Raw genomic sequence first — 14,515 nt, 5'->3', positions numbered from 1 at the left:
GAAGGGGGATATTATTCCCGAAGTGGTTCCGCCCTTTCCCGTCAGCGCCGTCCCCGCCGCCCCTGTTTCTTCGGCGCGCCCTCGGGAATGCCGCGGCCCTGGCGGGCGGAACTGATGCCGATGCTGCCCGGCTGCTCCAGCCCGAGGTCCATCGCCTCCAACCGGCGGAGTTCGTCGCGCAGGCGGGCGGCCTCCTCGAACTCCAGGTCGGCGGCCGCAGCCTTCATGCGCTTCTCCATGTCGGCCATCACGGACTTCAGGTTGTGGCCGACCAGTTCCGACGCGTTCAGGCCGGTCTTCACGGTGACGTGGTCGCCGCGCTCGTAGACGCTCTCCAGGATGTCGCCGATGGCCTTTTTCACGGATTCCGGCGTGATGCCGTGCTCCAGATTGTAAGCCCGCTGCCTCTCGCGGCGGCGCGCCGTCTCGTCGATGGCGTACTGCATGCTGCCGGTGATCCTGTCGGCGTAGAGGATCGCCCGCCCCTCAATGTTGCGGGCGGCGCGGCCGATGGTCTGGATCAGCGAGGTCTTGGAGCGCAGATAGCCCTCCTTGTCGGCGTCCAGAATGGCGACCAGCGAGCATTCCGGGATGTCCAGCCCCTCACGCAGCAGGTTGATGCCGACCAGCACGTCGTAGGCGCCGAGCCGCAGGTCGCGGATGATCTCGATGCGCTCCAGCGTCTCCACGTCGGAGTGGATGTAGCGCACGCGCAGCCCCGCCTCGTGCATGTATTCGGTCAGCGCCTCGGCCATCTTCTTGGTCAGGGTTGTGACCAGCACGCGGTTGCCCTTCGCCACCACCTCCTTGCACTCGTGGATCAGGTCGTCCACCTGCGTCTCGGTGGGGCGGATGATCACCTCCGGGTCGATCAGGCCGGTCGGGCGGACCACCTGCTCGGCGAAGACACCGCCGGTGCGCTCCATCTCCCAGGGGCCGGGGGTGGCGGAGACGAAGACCGTCTGCGGGCGCATGCCTTCCCACTCCTCGAACTTCAGCGGGCGGTTGTCCATGGCGCTGGGCAGGCGGAAACCGTATTCGGACAGCGTCTCCTTGCGCATCCGGTCGCCGCGGTACATGCCGCCGATCTGCGGCACCATGACGTGGCTTTCGTCCACGATCAGCAGCGCGTCGCCCGGCAGATACTCGAACAGCGTCGGCGGCGGCTCGCCCGCCGCGCGGCCGGTCAGGTAGCGGGAATAGTTCTCGATGCCGGCGCAGGCGCCGGTGGCCGCCATCATCTCGATGTCGAAGGTCGTGCGCTGCTCCAGCCGCTGCGCCTCCAGCAGCTTGCCCTGGGCGTTGAACTCCTCCAGCCGGAGCTTCAGCTCGCGCTTGATCTGCTCGATGGCCTGATTGAGCGTCGGCTTGGGCGTCACATAGTGGCTGTTGGGATAGATACGCACGGCTTCCAGCGAGGCGATCTTCTCGCCGGTCAGCGGATCGATCTCATGGATGCCCTCGATCTCGTCGCCGAACAGCGAGATGCGCCAGGCGCGGTCCTCCATGTGGGCGGGGAACAGCTCCACGGTGTCGCCGCGCACCCGGAACAAGCCGCGCCCGAAGGCCGCATCGTTGCGTTTGTACTGAAGCTCGGTCAGCTTGCGCAGCAGGTCGGGCTGGGCGACGACCTGGCCCTTGCGCAGATCGACGGTCATCTCCGAATAGGTCTCGACCGAACCGATGCCGTAGATGCAGGACACCGACGCCACGATGATGACGTCGTCCCTTTCCAGCAGCGCCCGCGTCGCCGAGTGGCGCATCCGGTCGATCTGCTCGTTGATCGAGGATTCCTTCTCGATGAAGGTGTCGGTGCGCGGAACGTAGGCTTCTGGTTGATAGTAGTCGTAGTAGGAGACGAAGTATTCCACCGCGTTGTTCGGGAAGAAGGACTTCATCTCTCCGTAGAGCTGCGCCGCCAGCGTCTTGTTCGGGGCGAGCACCAGGGTGGGGCGCTGAACGTGCTGGATGACGTGCGCCATGGTGAAGGTCTTGCCGGACCCCGTGACGCCGAGCAGCACCTGATCCTTCTCGCCGGCGCGCAGCCCCTCGGTCAGTTCCCCGATGGCGCGCGGCTGGTCGCCGGAGGGCTTGAACTCCGACACCAGTTCGAACTTCTTGCCCGCCTCCAGCTTGGGCAGGGACTTCTGCGGGAGGGCAGTCAGGACGGGATGGGACATGCGGGTGCGCTCGCGCCAGGGGTACGGAACGGGAACCGAGTATATGGCCCACCCCACCCCCGCTGTCGAGCGTGGGCTTGTCCGGAGTGCCCGCTCGCGCTTCCCCCTCCCTTTCTTTCCCTCCCCGCTTTTAGCGGACCCATGGTCCGCCTACCGCGTCAGCGCAAAGCTTTGGTTTGCGCGAGAGCTGCGCAAGGGAGGGAAAGAGGGGCGTTCCTTACCCGCGCACCAGCGCGTCGTAGTCCTTCACCAGCGTCTCGCAGACGCGGCCCGGCGTGAAGCGGTAATCGCCGATCTGGCCGACCGGGGTCACTTCCGCGGCGGTGCCGGTCAGGAAGACCTCCTGGGTGTTCGCCAGTTCGTCGGGCTGGATGTGGCGTTCGATCACCTCGATGCCGCGGGCCTTGGCGAGGTCGATCACCGTACGGCGGGTGATGCCGTCCAGGAAGCAGTCGGGCTTCGGCGTGTGGATCTTGCCGTCCATCACCAGGAACAGGTTCGCCCCGGTCGCCTCGGCCAGATAGCCGCGGTAGTCGAGCATCAGCGCGTCCTGATAGCCCTCGGCCTCGGCCGCGTGCTTGGACAGCGTGCAGATCATGTAGAGGCCCGCCGCCTTCGACGCGGTGGGGGCGGTGTCCGGGGCCGGGCGGCGCCAGGGCGCCCAGGTCAGCTTGATGCCGGCCATCTTCGCCTCGGGGCTGAAATAGCTCGGCCACTGCCAGACGGCGATGGCGACGTGGATGCGGCTGGCCTGCGCCGCCACGCCCATCATCTCGCTGCCGCGCCACGCCACCGGGCGAACATAGGCGTCGGTGAAGCCCATCGCCTTCACCGTCTCGTTGGTCGCCGCGTCGATCTCCGCCACCGAATAGGGAAGTTCGAAGCCCAGGATGCGGGCCGAGGCAGCCAGACGCTCGCTGTGCTCGGTCAGCTTGAACACCGTGCCGTTGTAGACGCGCTCGCCTTCGAACACGCAGCTCGCATAGTGCAGGCCGTGCGACAGGACGTGCAGATTCGCGTCGCGCCACGGCACCAGCGCGCCGTCGTACCAGATCACGCCGTCGCGGTCGTCGAAGGGAAGGATGGACATGGCGGCTCCCACCTTGGTCTTTGGCCCGTTGCTCGGGACTTGGAATGGAATTGTCGAAAGCCGCGCTTGTCTCGCGGCCTTTGTTCGTTTATGTCTGGCTTATTGACCCATTTGTAACGAATCGCACCGATCACGTCAACATGGCTGACATAAAAGCGGGCGTGAACCAGCTTTTCCTGCGCGAAGAGGAACTTCGCACGGGCATGGAGCTGCTGTTCTACGCCTACCGGGAATTCACCGCGGAGCCGGACGAGATCCTGGCGCAGATCGGCTTCGGCCGGGCGCACCACCGCGTCATCTACTTCGTCGGGCGCTACCCGAAGATCACCGTGTCGGAGCTTCTGGCGATCCTGAAGATCACCAAGCAGAGCCTGTCGCGCGTGTTGGGGGAATTGGTCCGGCAGGAATTCATCCAGCAGCAGACGGGCGTGCGGGACCGGCGGCAGCGTCTGCTGGAACTGACCGAAAAGGGCGTGGAGCTGGAACGCCAGCTCTCCGAAACGCAGCGGCAGCGGATCGCCCGCGCATACCGCATGGCGGGGGCGGAGGCCGTGGAGGGCTTCCGCAAGGTGATGCTGGGCATGATGGACGAAGAGGACCGGGTTAAGTTCGCTCCTCCGGTGCCGGCCCGGCTCGCCGCCGTGAAGCGGTAGGAACCGGGCCGGAAAGCCGGTCGGGCCAAGCCTTCGGTCAGCTGTCCTTGGCCGGGGTCGCTTCCGTGGTGGTGGCGGCAGGAGCCGCATCCGCCGGCGGGGTGCCGGCGGCGCCCTCCGCCCCTTCCTTGCCCGCGGCGTTCGCGGCGCCGCGGCGGCGGAAGGACGTGCGCTTGTACACCACGCTGTCCGAGGACCCCGGCGGGCACTGAACGATTTTACCCCCCTTCGCAAGAAACTCGCGGGTCATGGAGTCGAGATCATTCCGATCCGCGCTGCGGTTATCGGATGCCATGCATGCCTCCTGTGATCGTCATCGTGCCCCATGGCACCATCCGGGCGGTCCCGGTGGTCCATGGAGCATGCGTTTCTTTTGTGAAGCGGCTGTTACAGGATTGGGGGCAACCGGCCCCTGAAGAGCGGCTCCGACAAAAATCGGAGCTGAAAATCACGCTTCCTTCAGGTTGGCCGCGGCGCTCTTGCCCTTCTTGGGGTCGCGCTGGAGTTCGTAGGACAGCTTCTGGCCTTCATGAATGTTGATGCCCGACCGCTCAACGGCGGAGATGTGGACGAACACGTCGGCCGTCCCGTCATCCGGCTGGATGAAGCCGTAGCCCTTGGTGGTGTTGAACCATTTCACGGTTCCAGTAGCCATCTGGTAGTTCCTTGAACGAGGTTTCCCATGGCGCTCGTGCCACGGGTTCACATCAAATCACCGAGGGGAAGGACCAGACGCAGCGATCTGCAAGCGGACCGTAGACCCAAAGAAATTCGACTCTTTTCATGTGGGGATCGCAAGGCCGTGATGCAACCCGAACCCTTCGGGCAAAGCCCTGCGCACTTGCTTCGACTCACGACTCTTGCCTCGTTCGTCGGTGTCGTCCCTGCCCTTCGGCAGAGTTGTCCCCGGCTTGTTGCTTAGCCCATGATTTTGGCAACCCGATTCTTTTGTCTTAGCTTTCCTGAAGGAGCCGGCTGCATGCAGCGTGCCCATCTCGTGGCCGCGTTCCTGACCTTTGCCGCCCTGTGCGTCGGCGTGTCCGCCCTGTCGGTGTCCCGCGACCGCCACGCCACGCTGGAACAGGCCCGCCGGGAGTTCGCCGCCACCGCCCATCTGCTGGACGAGCACGCCAGCCGCGCCATCGAAGCCGGGGACGCCCAGTTGCGCATGCTGCTGGACGCGCTGGAGCGGTGGGACCGCCACGACCGCGCCGAAGGGCAGCGCATCCAGGCGGCGATGCGCGCCCGCGCGGAGCGCCTGCCGCAGATCAACGGCGTCTGGGTGCTCGACGCGCGGGGGCGGCTGATTCTGGACAGCGCGGAGCACCCTCCCCCTCCCCGCGACCTGTCGGACCGGGACTATGCCCAGGTCCATCTGGACTCCACGCGGGGACCGCCGCCGGGCCTGCATGTCGGGTCTCACCTGCCCGGCTCCGGCGTCATCCAGGGACGCTTCACCATCAGCCGCGCCCTGCGCGACGAAGAAGGAACCCTCCAGGCGATCGCGGTGGCGGGCATCCAGAACACCTATTTCTCGCAGATGTACGGCGAGGCCGGATGGGGCGAGGGGGCGCGTCTGGCCCTGTTCACCAGCGGCAAGGAGAAGCTCGCGGAATGGCCGCCGGACAGCGCCGTCGAGCCCCCCACCACCGCTTGGCCCCAGCCCTGGGACCCGCCGGACGGCCCGGCGATCATCGAGGGCACGCAGATCACCGCCGCGCGAATGCTGACCGGTTTCCCGATCGTCGTGGTGGCGAGCCGCCCCCTGGCCGAAGTGCTGGCCCCCTGGCGGGAACGCGCCCTGTGGACCACGGCGGTCAGCGGCGGCATCTTGACCGGGGCGTTGGTGCTGTTCGTCTTCGCCCTGGCCGGCGCCCGGCGGGAGGACGCGGTCCGGGCAGAGCTTCTGCGCGCCAACCAGAGCCTTGACGACCGCGTCCGCCAACGTACGGCGGACCTGGAGAAGGCACTGCGCAGCGCGGAGATGGCCAGCCTCGCCAAGATGAAGGTGCTGGCGACCGTCAGCCACGACCTGCGCCAACCTCTGCAAGGCCTCGCCGCCTTCCACGAGCTGCTGCTGAAGGAGGCGCCGAACCCGACGCTCCAGCAGTTGGGCGCCATGGCCTCGGCGTCGCTCCAGGCCGGGCAGCGTCTGCTCGACGATCTGCTGACCCTGTCGCGGCTGGAGGCCGGCGTGGTGCCGGTGGAGATCAGCGCCTTCCCGCTCGCCCCGCTGCTCGACCAGCTCGCCGCCGAACTGCGGGGGGAGGCCGAGGGCAAGGGCCTGCGGCTGATCGTGATGCCCACCACCGCCTGGGTGCTCAGCGATCCCACGCGGTTGCAGCCGATCCTGCGCAACCTGCTCTCCAACGCCGTCAAGTACACGGCGCGCGGCGGGGTGATCGTCGGGGCGCGGCGGCGCGGCGACGGCTTGCGGGTGGAAATATGGGACAGCGGCCAAGGCATCGCCGCCGCCGAGCTGGGCACGATCTGGGAGGAGTTCTACCAGATCGGCAACCCCGCCCGTGACGGGTCGCGCGGCGCCGGCCTCGGCCTGTCCATCGTCGAGCGCACCGCCCGCCTGCTCGGACACCCGCTGGAGGTCCGGTCGCGGGTCGGCCGCGGCTCGGTCTTCACGGTCACCCTGCCCCGCGTTCCGCCCCCTGCGGTCCCGACGCCGATGGCGGTTGCACGGTCGGCGGACCCCGCCCCCCTGGCTCGCGCCGCCGAGTCCTCTCCCGGCCGTCTGGCCGGACGGCGGGTGCTGGTGGTCGAGGACGATCCGCTGCAGCGCAGTTCCCTGACACTGCTGCTGGAGCAGGCCGGAGCGGGAGTGATGGCGGCGGAGAGTTTCGATTCCGCCCTCGCCGCCGCGCAGGCCACGCTTCAGGCGCCTTCGGCGATCCTCAGCGACTACCGGCTGCCCGGCGGCACCGACGGGTTGAGCGGCATCCAGACCCTTCGCGGGGTGCTGGGACGGGAGGTTCCGGCCATCCTGCTGACCGGGGAACTGTCCGCCGACCTCGTGCGCGCCGCCAAGGACGCGGGCTGCTTCGTGCTGACCAAGCCCGCGGCGCCCAACCGCATCCTGTCCACCCTGGCGGAGCTGACCGCGGGCGCCGATGCGGCGGCTTGATACGGGGCCTGATGCGTGGTCTGGCCGGCGCCGCTTCTCTTGGTGCGGGGGGTGCGGTTGCGCTACAGTCGCGCCATGACCGAAGAAGACCAGCCCCACATCCTGGTCGTCGATGACGACACCCGCCTGCGCGAGCTGCTGCGCAAGTATCTCGCCGGCAACGGCTTCCTGGTGGCCACCGCGAAGGACGCCGCGGAGGCGCGGGCCAAGCTGGCCGGGCTCGCCTTCGACCTGCTGGTCCTCGACATCATGATGCCGGGCGAGACCGGGCTGGAGCTGACCGAATCGCTGCGGCGGGAGCGCGACCTGCCCATCCTGCTGCTGACCGCGCGGGGTGAGCCGGACGACCGCATCGCCGGGCTGGAGGCCGGGGCCGACGACTACCTCGCCAAGCCGTTCAACCCGCGCGAGCTGCTGCTGCGCATCAACTCGATCCTGCGCCGTCAGGCCAGCCGCCCGGCCGACCCGGTGCCGCCTCAGCCGGTTAAGCTCGGCCCGATGATCTACCTGCCCGATCGCGACGAGTTGCGGGCGGGCGAGGAGGTGGTCCGGCTGACCACCGCGGAGGCCGGGCTGCTGCGCGTGCTCGCCGCCTCTCCCGGCACCATCTTCTCGCGTGAGGAGTTGACGGAGCGCAGCAAGGTCGCCGGCAACGCCCGCACCATCGACGTGCAGGTGACCCGGCTGCGCCGCAAGATCGAACCCGACCCGCGGGAGCCGCGCTACCTCCACACGGTGCGCGGCGAGGGCTATGTGTTGAGGCCGGACCCGTAACGGGGGCCGCCGGAGCACCCAGAGGACCCAGAGCACTAGGACCAGGACCATGACCACCGACACCGCCGCCGCACCGATGCCGATGCCGCGCCGCGAGCAGACGGGGCTGCTGAAGCGGTTCCTGCCGCGGACGCTGTTCGGCCGCTCGCTGCTGATCATCGTGACGCCGGTCATCCTGGCCCAGGCGGTGGCCACCTGGATCTTCTACGACCGCCACTGGGACACCATGACGAACCGGCTGGCCTTCGCGGTGGCCGGCGACATCGCCATGGTCATCGGCATGCTGGAGCACGACCCGACCCCGGAGGGGCGCAACTGGACGCTGGCCGCCACCGCGCGCAGCACCGACCTGATCGTGACGCTGGAGCCCGGCAGCACCCTGCCCGACCACCCGCCGAAGCTGCGCGGCATGCTGGAGAACACGCTCAGCAAGGCGCTGCACGAGCGGGTGCGGCGACCCTTCGCCATCAACACCCGCATCACCCGCGAATGGTACGAGATCCGCGTGCAGATGCCGGACGGCGTGCTGTCGGTGATGTCGCCGGAACGCCGCCTGTTCAGCCCGACCAGCTACATCTTCATCCTGTGGATGGTCGGTTCGGCCCTGGTGCTGTTCACCGTCGCCATCATCTTCATGCGCAACCAGATCCGCCCCATTAAGCGCTTGGCCGCCGCGGCGGACGCGCTGGGCAAGGGCCGCGACGTGCGCAACTTCAAGCCGGAGGGAGCGACCGAGGTGCGGCAGGCCGCCGTCGCCTTCCTGCGCATGCGCGAGCGCATCCACCGCCAGATCACCCAGCGGACGGAGATGCTGGCCGGAGTCAGCCACGATCTGCGCACGCCGCTGACCCGCATGAAGCTGGCGCTGGACATGATCGGCGACGGGCCGGAGGTCGAAGAGCTTCTGACCGACGTCACCGAGATGGAGACGATGATCGAGGGCTATTTGGCCTTCGCCCGCGGCGAGGGGACGGAGGCCGTGCAACCGACCGACCTGACCCGCATCCTCAACGAGGTGGTCTCCGGCGTCCGCCGCGAGGGGGCGGAGGTGGCCCTGACGGCACCGGACGGGCTGACCCTGCCGCTGCGCCCCAACGCGACGCGGCGCTGCCTCGCCAACCTACTGTCCAACGCGCGGCGCCACGGCGACCGCATCTGGGTGCGGGCGGAGCGCGAGCACGGTTTCATCGACATCCTGGTGGACGACGACGGGCCGGGCATCCCGCAGGCCTCCCGCGACGACGTGTTCAAGCCCTTCTTCCGCCTGGACAGTTCCCGCAACCAGGCGACCGGCGGGGCCGGGCTGGGGCTGACCATCGCCCGCGACGTCGCCCGCAGCCACGGCGGCGACATCACGCTCAGCGACAGCCCCTACGGCGGCCTGCGCGTGCTGATCCGCCTGCCGGTGTGAATTGCCGAAGGATTCCGCCATGCCCGTCAGTCCCGACGAGTACCGCCTCATGGACGTTCTGCAAGGCGGGCGCTGCTTCTATTGCGGGGAGCCGGTGGGGGCCCAGGCGACCTTCGACCATCTGATTCCATTGGCCTATGGCGGCCTCGACGCGGCGCCGAACGTCGTGCTGGCGCACCGCCGCTGCAACCAGCGCAAGGCCGACCGCCTGCCGACGCCGGAGGAGATCGACCGCTTCGTCACCGAGCGCCGGCGCAGCCGATTGGGCGTCTGGCCGCCGCTGCTGGCCCTGCGCAACGCCGCTCCGGGGGACGAGTGGATGACCGTCGCCCGCGCCATCGCCGGGCTGTGAGCGCTGGGCCAGTAGCGGAGGGCTGTGAGCGCCGGGCCTCCTGAGCCCTCTTGACGGCGGCCCCGCCTTCTGGCCCGATCACCGGAACGATAAACAAGGTTAATTCGGGAGCGTTCGATGGCGGATCGGTACGACGTCGTGATCGTCGGCGGTGGTGTGATGGGCTGCGCGGTCGCCTATTTCCTGGCGAGCGACCCCGGCTTCGGCGGCACCGTCGCGGTGGTGGAGCGGGACCCGACCTACCAGCGCGCCTCCTCCGCCCTGTCGGCCAGCTCGATCCGGCAACAGTTCTCGACGCCGGCGAACATCGCGCTGTCGCAGTTCGGCCTGTCCTTCATCCGCAACGCGACGGAGCATCTGTCCGTGGACGGCGACCCGGTGGATCTGGGCCTGCGCGAGCCAGGCTATCTCTATCTGGCGACCGGGGCCGGGGCGGACATCCTGCGCCGGAACAACGCCATCCAGCTGTCCTGCGGCGCCGACGTGGCGCTGCTGTCGCCGGAGGAACTGACCGCCCGCTTCCCCTGGCTGTCGGTGGAGGGGATCGCGCTCGGCTCGCTCGGCCTGTCCGGGGAAGGCTGGTTCGACGGCTACAGCCTGATGCAGGCCTTCCGCCGCAAGGCCAAGGCGCTGGGCGTCACCATGATCGCGGGGGAGGTCGCGGGCATCGACACCGCCGACGGCAAGGTCACCGCGGTGCGTCTGGCCGACGGGCAGCGGCTGTCCTGCGGGGTGGCGGTCAACGCTGCCGGGCCGCAGGCCCGCCGCGTCGCCACCATGGCCGGGGTGGAGCTGCCGGTGTCGGCGCGCAAGCGCTGCGTCTTCGTGTTCGACTGCCGCGAGGAGCTTCCCGGCTGCCCGCTGGTCATCGACCCGTCCGGCGTGTGGTTCCGGCCCGAAGGCAAGCAGTTCATCTGCGGCGCCCCGCCGCCCGCCGATCGCGACCCGGACACCGACGACCTGACGGTGGAGCACGACCTGTTCGAGGAGATGATGTGGCCGGCGCTGGCCGAGCGCGTCCCCGCCTTCGAAGCGATCAAGGTCACCAACGCCTGGGCCGGCTTCTACGAATACAACGAAATCGACCAGAACGCGATCATCGGGCCGCATCCGGAGCTTCGCAACTTTCTGTTCTGCAACGGCTTCAGCGGCCATGGCCTGCAACAGGCGCCGGGCGCCGGACGCGGGCTGGCGGAGCTGATCGCGACCGGCGCCTACCGCAGCCTGAACCTGTCGGCCTTCGCCTATGACCGTCTGGTGGAGAACCGCCCCCTGCTGGAGACGAATGTGATCTGATGGAACGGGTACGAGCCTGACCGGTTGATGGGGTCACCTTTCCGAACGGAGCAAGAGGCCCCGCAATGAAGCAGCCCCACACCGAAGAGACTGTCAAGCACACCGACGACCAGCAGAACACCGGCAACCACAAGAAGCCGGACGCCCCCGACGCCAAAGGCGCCGACCGTTTCGGCGGCACCCGCAAGGGCGCGGAGAATGTGGAGCCGACCAAGGACTGACGCTGGGGACTGAGGCCGGCCCGAAGGGCTTGCACCGGCGGGGGCGGGCGTGCCACACCCCCTGGCGCGTCCGTCCCCAATCAGGCCCCACCCAGGCCGGGAGCCCCTCCCATGGCTCACGCCATGTTCAAACGCTACAAGATCCTGTTTACGCGCCCCCTGCCCGGCCTGCGTCCGGGCCGGCCCGAGCGCGACGCCATGGTGGAGCGGGTCAAGCGCTTCGCCAGCCAGAACGGCATGGCCGGCGACCTGCACGCGATCGCGCCCAACGCCGGCTTCGGCATCCTGGAAATCCAGTGCACGGACAAGCTGGCCCGCCGGCTGAGCGACCTGTCGGATGTCGAATCCGTTTTGGAGGCGTAAGCGGCTGATGGCACACCCTGTGACCTTATGGCCCCGCGCCACGAACCCCTGCGTTTCATGTGAAGTTCATCACATGTTTTTCGGCTCGGACTCCGCGACGCTTCACACATAAGAGTGCAACCAGTCGCGCAACGGTCCCGCCATGTCATCGAAGAAGCTCAGAAACGTCTATGTCGCCGGAAAGCGCACCAGCATGCGGCTGGAGACCGCCTTCTGGGAAGGGCTGGAGGAAATCGCGCAGAAGGAAAGCCTGACGGTGGGCGAACTGTGCAATCGCCTCGCCGAGCGGGTGGAGGCTGTGGATGCCAACAACCTTTCCAGCGCCGTACGGGTCTACGTGCTGGAATACTTCAGGGCGGCCACGCCAAAACCGCGGGAATCCTCTTACACCCCCTTGGCCATCGCGGCCGAGTAACAGGTGGCATTCCCGGCCGGCCTTGGGAGCGCAAAGGGTGCTCGACGGCGCCCGGAACCGTCCGATGTTGTCCAGGCCCACGGGGCACGGTGCTGGCGCCGTGACCCGTGGGCTTCAACGCGCCAACCATCCATCTGGAGCGTCTAGCTGGAGCCGTCCGTCGATTCTGAGGCGCTCTTCGATGGCCGGCTTGTCCGTTCCGTTCGCCCGCAGGAGAACCGATTCTCCGGACGCCGGGAAGACACCGGTCAGCGCGGTCACAACCACCTGATGCGTCACCAGCACGACCGGAGCGCCATCGGCTGGCAGTCCCGCCAGAAAGCGGCGCAACGAGGCCATCTGTGCATCCTGCTCCTCACGCCGCTCGAAGAACGAGTTGAGCACCGGAAGCTCCCGCACCGCACCGACATCGAGAAGCCGCGCCGTTTCCAGGCATCGACACCATTGGCTTGAATAGACCGTGGCCCCCCCGACAGCGAGGCTGCGCAGCCGATCACCGACCCGCCGTGCCTGCTCGCGGCCGTTCGCGTCCAAGTTGCGCTGGGTCGCACAGTCGCGGAGCTGAAAATTCGGCGGATCGCCGACTCCGGGTGCCTCCGCATGCCTCATGAGGATGATCAATCCCCTTGGATCGACTTTGCCGGGATCAGCGGCCGAACCCACCGAAGCGGAACACGCGATCAAAACGGCAATGGCCACGAGGGCAATGGCGATGAGGGCAAGCGACCTGCGGCGGAACGGCTTCGGCATCGGACCATCGCGGTTGACGGCAAATTGATGAGGTCAATATTGGTCCGGCGAGCCGAAAGCCCAGGCCGCCTTGCGGCCCGCCACTCTGCCACCAGACGGCGTCGCCGTGTCTCGCATCCGGGACGTCCCACCCCTGGAGCGGCTCCCTACGACACGCTTGCCGACAGGGCCCGCGACAGCGCGGCATGGCTGGCGTAGCCGACGTCGCGAGCCGCCTGTTTCAGCGTCGCCCCCTCACCCAGCCGGGCTCTCGCCAATTGAAGGCGCCAGCTCCGCAGATAGAGGCCCGGCGTCATGCCCACCACCTCGGCGAAGGTTTCGGCGAAGACGCTGCGCGACATGCCAGCCTCATCCGCCATGCGTTCCAGGGTCCAGGCTGCCGATGGTTGCCCATGCAGCCGGACCAACACGCGGGACAGCGCGGGATGGGCCAGACCGGCCAGCAATCCCGTGCGGCCGTCCGCCCGTTCAATGGCGTGGCGCAGCACATGGACGATCGCGACCTCCGCCAGCCGATCCAGGACGACCTGACGGCCACACCCCTGCCCTCCCGCCTCGTCGAACAGCAACTCCAGCACCGCGGCCAAGGCCTGCGCCTGATCGAGCGGGACGACCATGACGTCGGGCAGTCCATGCTCCAGCGGGTTGCGCAGGCCGCCGAGGTCGATGTCGGCGCAGACGAGATCCACCGTGGCCGCCTCGCTCCGCCCGTCCGTATCGGTGGTGTCCATTTCGGTGGTCAGGTGATGGCGGTGCGCCCGCGGCAGGAGGATGGCCGCAGGTCCCATCACCTCAAGGAGGCGCCCCCGTCCGCTCTCCAGACCGAGGCGCCCGCCCCGCAGCAGGTGGAGATGGCCGCCGGCGCGCTCGCCCAGCACGGCGCCTGTCCCGCAGAATCCGCCGGCGTGAAACACCCGCGCGGTGATGCGCACACGCTGCAAGGCGGCAGCCAAACGGTCCGGCTGGTTCATGATGGCCTTTCGGACGATCTGCAAACAAAAACGGACGATTTGTTGCGGATCGTACGGCTATCCTCTGCCCATGTCGAGGCGGCATCGGGTCGCCTCACCGATTTGGAAAGACAGACTCCCATGGCCCGCATCATTCCCGTCGACCGCAGCAACCCGCCCGCCGCAGTCGCTCCGCAACTCGCCGCCATCAAGGCGAAGATCGGAAAGGTACCGAACGTGCTGGCCACGCTGGCGCACTCCCCCGCGGCGCTCGGCAGCTATCTGGCCGTCACCGGCGCGCTGGCCGGAGGCGCCTTGTCCGCCAAGGATCGGGAGCGCATCGCGCTGGCCGTCGCGCAGGCGAACGGCTGCGACTACTGCCTTTCCGCCCACAGCCTGAGCGGCAAGGCCGTCGGGCTGAGCGAGACGGAGGTGTTGGTGGCGCGCGCCGGCCAGCCGGAGGACCCGCGCTCGAACGCCATCGTGACGCTGGCCCGGTCCATCGTGGACAACCGTGGGCGCGTCCCGACGGTGGTGCTCGAGGCCGTCCGGGCGGCCGGGCTCGACGACGCCATCATCCTGGAGGTGCTGGCCAACACCGTCGGCAGCGTCCTGACCAACTACGCCAACAACCTGATCGAAACCGACCTCGACTTCCCCAGGGCGCCGGCCCTTCCGTCCTGATCGGCGGTGATCGAGCATCTGAAGGCGCAACCGCGCCATGCCGCTGAAAGCCTTCAGCGTCGAGACGATGAAAGGTCTGGCGACCGACGCCGCGGAGGTCATCGTCGAGGCCATCCGCGACAACCCGGGCGGCGAGCGCACGCTGGTCCACGACGTCAACGCAAGCCTCGCCGCCCCCCCCACCCCTGTTTGATCCCGTCCGGGCTCGCCGATCAGCCTTTCCGTTCTCTTTTATAACGG

At 68.2% G+C, this 14,515-nt stretch carries 17 protein-coding genes; 11 read left to right on the top strand and 6 right to left on the bottom strand.

The annotated features are described in order from the left end of the window. Positions 1 to 41: 41 nt before the first annotated feature. Both uvrB and ACWPXE_RS09595 read right to left on the bottom strand, forming a co-directional pair. A complete protein-coding gene (uvrB, locus tag ACWPXE_RS09600; RefSeq protein WP_237905770.1) occupies positions 42 to 2,180 on the bottom strand; it encodes an excinuclease ABC subunit UvrB in 2,139 nt (712 codons plus the stop codon). A gap of 217 nt (positions 2,181 to 2,397) precedes the next feature. Further along, the gene (locus tag ACWPXE_RS09595; protein WP_200483878.1) at positions 2,398 to 3,270 is read right to left on the bottom strand and encodes a branched-chain amino acid aminotransferase; all 873 of its coding nucleotides are present in this window, start codon (positions 3,268 to 3,270) and stop codon (positions 2,398 to 2,400) included. Positions 3,271 to 3,410: 140 nt separating this feature from the next. Here ACWPXE_RS09595 and ACWPXE_RS09590 point away from each other — a divergent pair, with 140 nt between their 5' ends. Further along, positions 3,411 to 3,923 (top strand): MarR family winged helix-turn-helix transcriptional regulator, encoded by a 513-nt coding sequence (locus ACWPXE_RS09590; protein WP_035676767.1) that lies wholly within the window; start codon positions 3,411 to 3,413, stop codon positions 3,921 to 3,923. 37 nt (positions 3,924 to 3,960) lie between these two features. On the opposite strand, the gene ACWPXE_RS09585 is transcribed toward ACWPXE_RS09590, so the two are convergent. Together ACWPXE_RS09585 and ACWPXE_RS09580 are read right to left on the bottom strand one after the other, a co-directional pair. Next, positions 3,961 to 4,218, bottom strand: a complete 258-nt coding sequence (locus ACWPXE_RS09585) for a hypothetical protein (RefSeq protein WP_454017621.1) — start codon at positions 4,216 to 4,218, stop codon at positions 3,961 to 3,963. Positions 4,219 to 4,371: 153 nt separating this feature from the next. After that, positions 4,372 to 4,578: a cold-shock protein gene (locus tag ACWPXE_RS09580; protein ID WP_014197503.1), complete on the bottom strand. Its 207-nt coding sequence runs from the start codon at positions 4,576 to 4,578 to the stop codon at positions 4,372 to 4,374. A 324-nt stretch (positions 4,579 to 4,902) separates the two neighbouring features. Between ACWPXE_RS09580 and ACWPXE_RS09575 the strand changes: the two genes are divergently transcribed. From ACWPXE_RS09575 to ACWPXE_RS09540, 8 genes are all read left to right on the top strand, one after another. After that, on the top strand, positions 4,903 to 7,059 hold the full coding sequence (locus ACWPXE_RS09575) for an ATP-binding protein (protein WP_454017620.1): 2,157 nt from the start codon (positions 4,903 to 4,905) through the stop codon (positions 7,057 to 7,059). Positions 7,060 to 7,134: 75 nt separating this feature from the next. After that, a complete protein-coding gene (locus ACWPXE_RS09570; protein ID WP_035676932.1) occupies positions 7,135 to 7,833 on the top strand; it encodes a response regulator in 699 nt (232 codons plus the stop codon). Between the two features lie 49 nt (positions 7,834 to 7,882). Continuing rightward, entirely contained in the window at positions 7,883 to 9,244 is a 1,362-nt protein-coding gene (locus ACWPXE_RS09565) for an ATP-binding protein (protein ID WP_014197506.1), read from the top strand. Between the two features lie 19 nt (positions 9,245 to 9,263). Then, positions 9,264 to 9,596, top strand: coding sequence for an HNH endonuclease (locus tag ACWPXE_RS09560; protein ID WP_454017619.1), 333 nt, complete (start codon positions 9,264 to 9,266; stop codon positions 9,594 to 9,596). A gap of 117 nt (positions 9,597 to 9,713) precedes the next feature. Next, positions 9,714 to 10,892, top strand: coding sequence for an NAD(P)/FAD-dependent oxidoreductase (locus ACWPXE_RS09555; protein WP_454017618.1), 1,179 nt, complete (start codon positions 9,714 to 9,716; stop codon positions 10,890 to 10,892). A 65-nt stretch (positions 10,893 to 10,957) separates the two neighbouring features. Then, positions 10,958 to 11,113 (top strand): hypothetical protein, encoded by a 156-nt coding sequence (locus ACWPXE_RS09550; protein ID WP_014197509.1) that lies wholly within the window; start codon positions 10,958 to 10,960, stop codon positions 11,111 to 11,113. A gap of 111 nt (positions 11,114 to 11,224) precedes the next feature. Then, positions 11,225 to 11,476: a hypothetical protein gene (locus ACWPXE_RS09545; RefSeq protein WP_014197510.1), complete on the top strand. Its 252-nt coding sequence runs from the start codon at positions 11,225 to 11,227 to the stop codon at positions 11,474 to 11,476. Between the two features lie 142 nt (positions 11,477 to 11,618). After that, a complete protein-coding gene (locus ACWPXE_RS09540) occupies positions 11,619 to 11,891 on the top strand; it encodes a ribbon-helix-helix domain-containing protein (protein ID WP_454017617.1) in 273 nt (90 codons plus the stop codon). A gap of 114 nt (positions 11,892 to 12,005) precedes the next feature. Here ACWPXE_RS09540 and ACWPXE_RS09535 read toward each other — a convergent pair whose 3' ends face one another. Together ACWPXE_RS09535 and ACWPXE_RS09530 are read right to left on the bottom strand one after the other, a co-directional pair. Next, positions 12,006 to 12,641 carry a histidine phosphatase family protein gene (locus tag ACWPXE_RS09535; protein ID WP_454017616.1) on the bottom strand — a complete coding sequence of 212 codons (636 nt, stop codon included), beginning with the start codon at positions 12,639 to 12,641 and terminating at the stop codon, positions 12,006 to 12,008. Positions 12,642 to 12,787: 146 nt separating this feature from the next. After that, entirely contained in the window at positions 12,788 to 13,612 is an 825-nt protein-coding gene (locus tag ACWPXE_RS09530) for an AraC family transcriptional regulator (RefSeq protein ID WP_454017615.1), read from the bottom strand. 120 nt (positions 13,613 to 13,732) lie between these two features. Here ACWPXE_RS09530 and ACWPXE_RS09525 point away from each other — a divergent pair, with 120 nt between their 5' ends. Both ACWPXE_RS09525 and ACWPXE_RS09520 read left to right on the top strand, forming a co-directional pair. Further along, positions 13,733 to 14,275 (top strand): carboxymuconolactone decarboxylase family protein, encoded by a 543-nt coding sequence (locus tag ACWPXE_RS09525; protein ID WP_454017614.1) that lies wholly within the window; start codon positions 13,733 to 13,735, stop codon positions 14,273 to 14,275. Positions 14,276 to 14,312: 37 nt separating this feature from the next. After that, positions 14,313 to 14,468 carry a hypothetical protein gene (locus ACWPXE_RS09520; RefSeq protein ID WP_454017613.1) on the top strand — a complete coding sequence of 52 codons (156 nt, stop codon included), beginning with the start codon at positions 14,313 to 14,315 and terminating at the stop codon, positions 14,466 to 14,468. Positions 14,469 to 14,515 lie beyond the last annotated feature (47 nt).

The organism is Azospirillum sp. Marseille-Q6669, assembly GCF_965111635.1.
The sequence above is the reverse complement of the archived record's forward strand: the minus strand, read 5'-3'. Positions and strand labels throughout refer to the sequence as shown.

Excerpts from the sequence above, each read along its gene's own strand:
- uvrB (WP_237905770.1), bottom strand. The coding sequence starts at position 2,180 with ATGTCCCATCCCGTCCTGACTGCCCTCCCGCAGAAGTCCCTGCCCAAG.
- ACWPXE_RS09595 (WP_200483878.1), bottom strand. The coding sequence starts at position 3,270 with ATGTCCATCCTTCCCTTCGACGACCGCGACGGCGTGATCTGGTACGAC.
- ACWPXE_RS09590 (WP_035676767.1), top strand. The coding sequence starts at position 3,411 with ATGGCTGACATAAAAGCGGGCGTGAACCAGCTTTTCCTGCGCGAAGAG.
- ACWPXE_RS09585 (WP_454017621.1), bottom strand. The coding sequence starts at position 4,218 with ATGGCATCCGATAACCGCAGCGCGGATCGGAATGATCTCGACTCCATG.
- ACWPXE_RS09580 (WP_014197503.1), bottom strand. The coding sequence starts at position 4,578 with ATGGCTACTGGAACCGTGAAATGGTTCAACACCACCAAGGGCTACGGC.
- ACWPXE_RS09575 (WP_454017620.1), top strand. The coding sequence starts at position 4,903 with ATGCAGCGTGCCCATCTCGTGGCCGCGTTCCTGACCTTTGCCGCCCTG.
- ACWPXE_RS09570 (WP_035676932.1), top strand. The coding sequence starts at position 7,135 with ATGACCGAAGAAGACCAGCCCCACATCCTGGTCGTCGATGACGACACC.
- ACWPXE_RS09565 (WP_014197506.1), top strand. The coding sequence starts at position 7,883 with ATGACCACCGACACCGCCGCCGCACCGATGCCGATGCCGCGCCGCGAG.
- ACWPXE_RS09560 (WP_454017619.1), top strand. The coding sequence starts at position 9,264 with ATGCCCGTCAGTCCCGACGAGTACCGCCTCATGGACGTTCTGCAAGGC.
- ACWPXE_RS09555 (WP_454017618.1), top strand. The coding sequence starts at position 9,714 with ATGGCGGATCGGTACGACGTCGTGATCGTCGGCGGTGGTGTGATGGGC.
- ACWPXE_RS09550 (WP_014197509.1), top strand. The coding sequence starts at position 10,958 with ATGAAGCAGCCCCACACCGAAGAGACTGTCAAGCACACCGACGACCAG.
- ACWPXE_RS09545 (WP_014197510.1), top strand. The coding sequence starts at position 11,225 with ATGGCTCACGCCATGTTCAAACGCTACAAGATCCTGTTTACGCGCCCC.
- ACWPXE_RS09540 (WP_454017617.1), top strand. The coding sequence starts at position 11,619 with ATGTCATCGAAGAAGCTCAGAAACGTCTATGTCGCCGGAAAGCGCACC.
- ACWPXE_RS09535 (WP_454017616.1), bottom strand. The coding sequence starts at position 12,641 with ATGCCGAAGCCGTTCCGCCGCAGGTCGCTTGCCCTCATCGCCATTGCC.
- ACWPXE_RS09530 (WP_454017615.1), bottom strand. The coding sequence starts at position 13,612 with ATGAACCAGCCGGACCGTTTGGCTGCCGCCTTGCAGCGTGTGCGCATC.
- ACWPXE_RS09525 (WP_454017614.1), top strand. The coding sequence starts at position 13,733 with ATGGCCCGCATCATTCCCGTCGACCGCAGCAACCCGCCCGCCGCAGTC.
- ACWPXE_RS09520 (WP_454017613.1), top strand. The coding sequence starts at position 14,313 with ATGCCGCTGAAAGCCTTCAGCGTCGAGACGATGAAAGGTCTGGCGACC.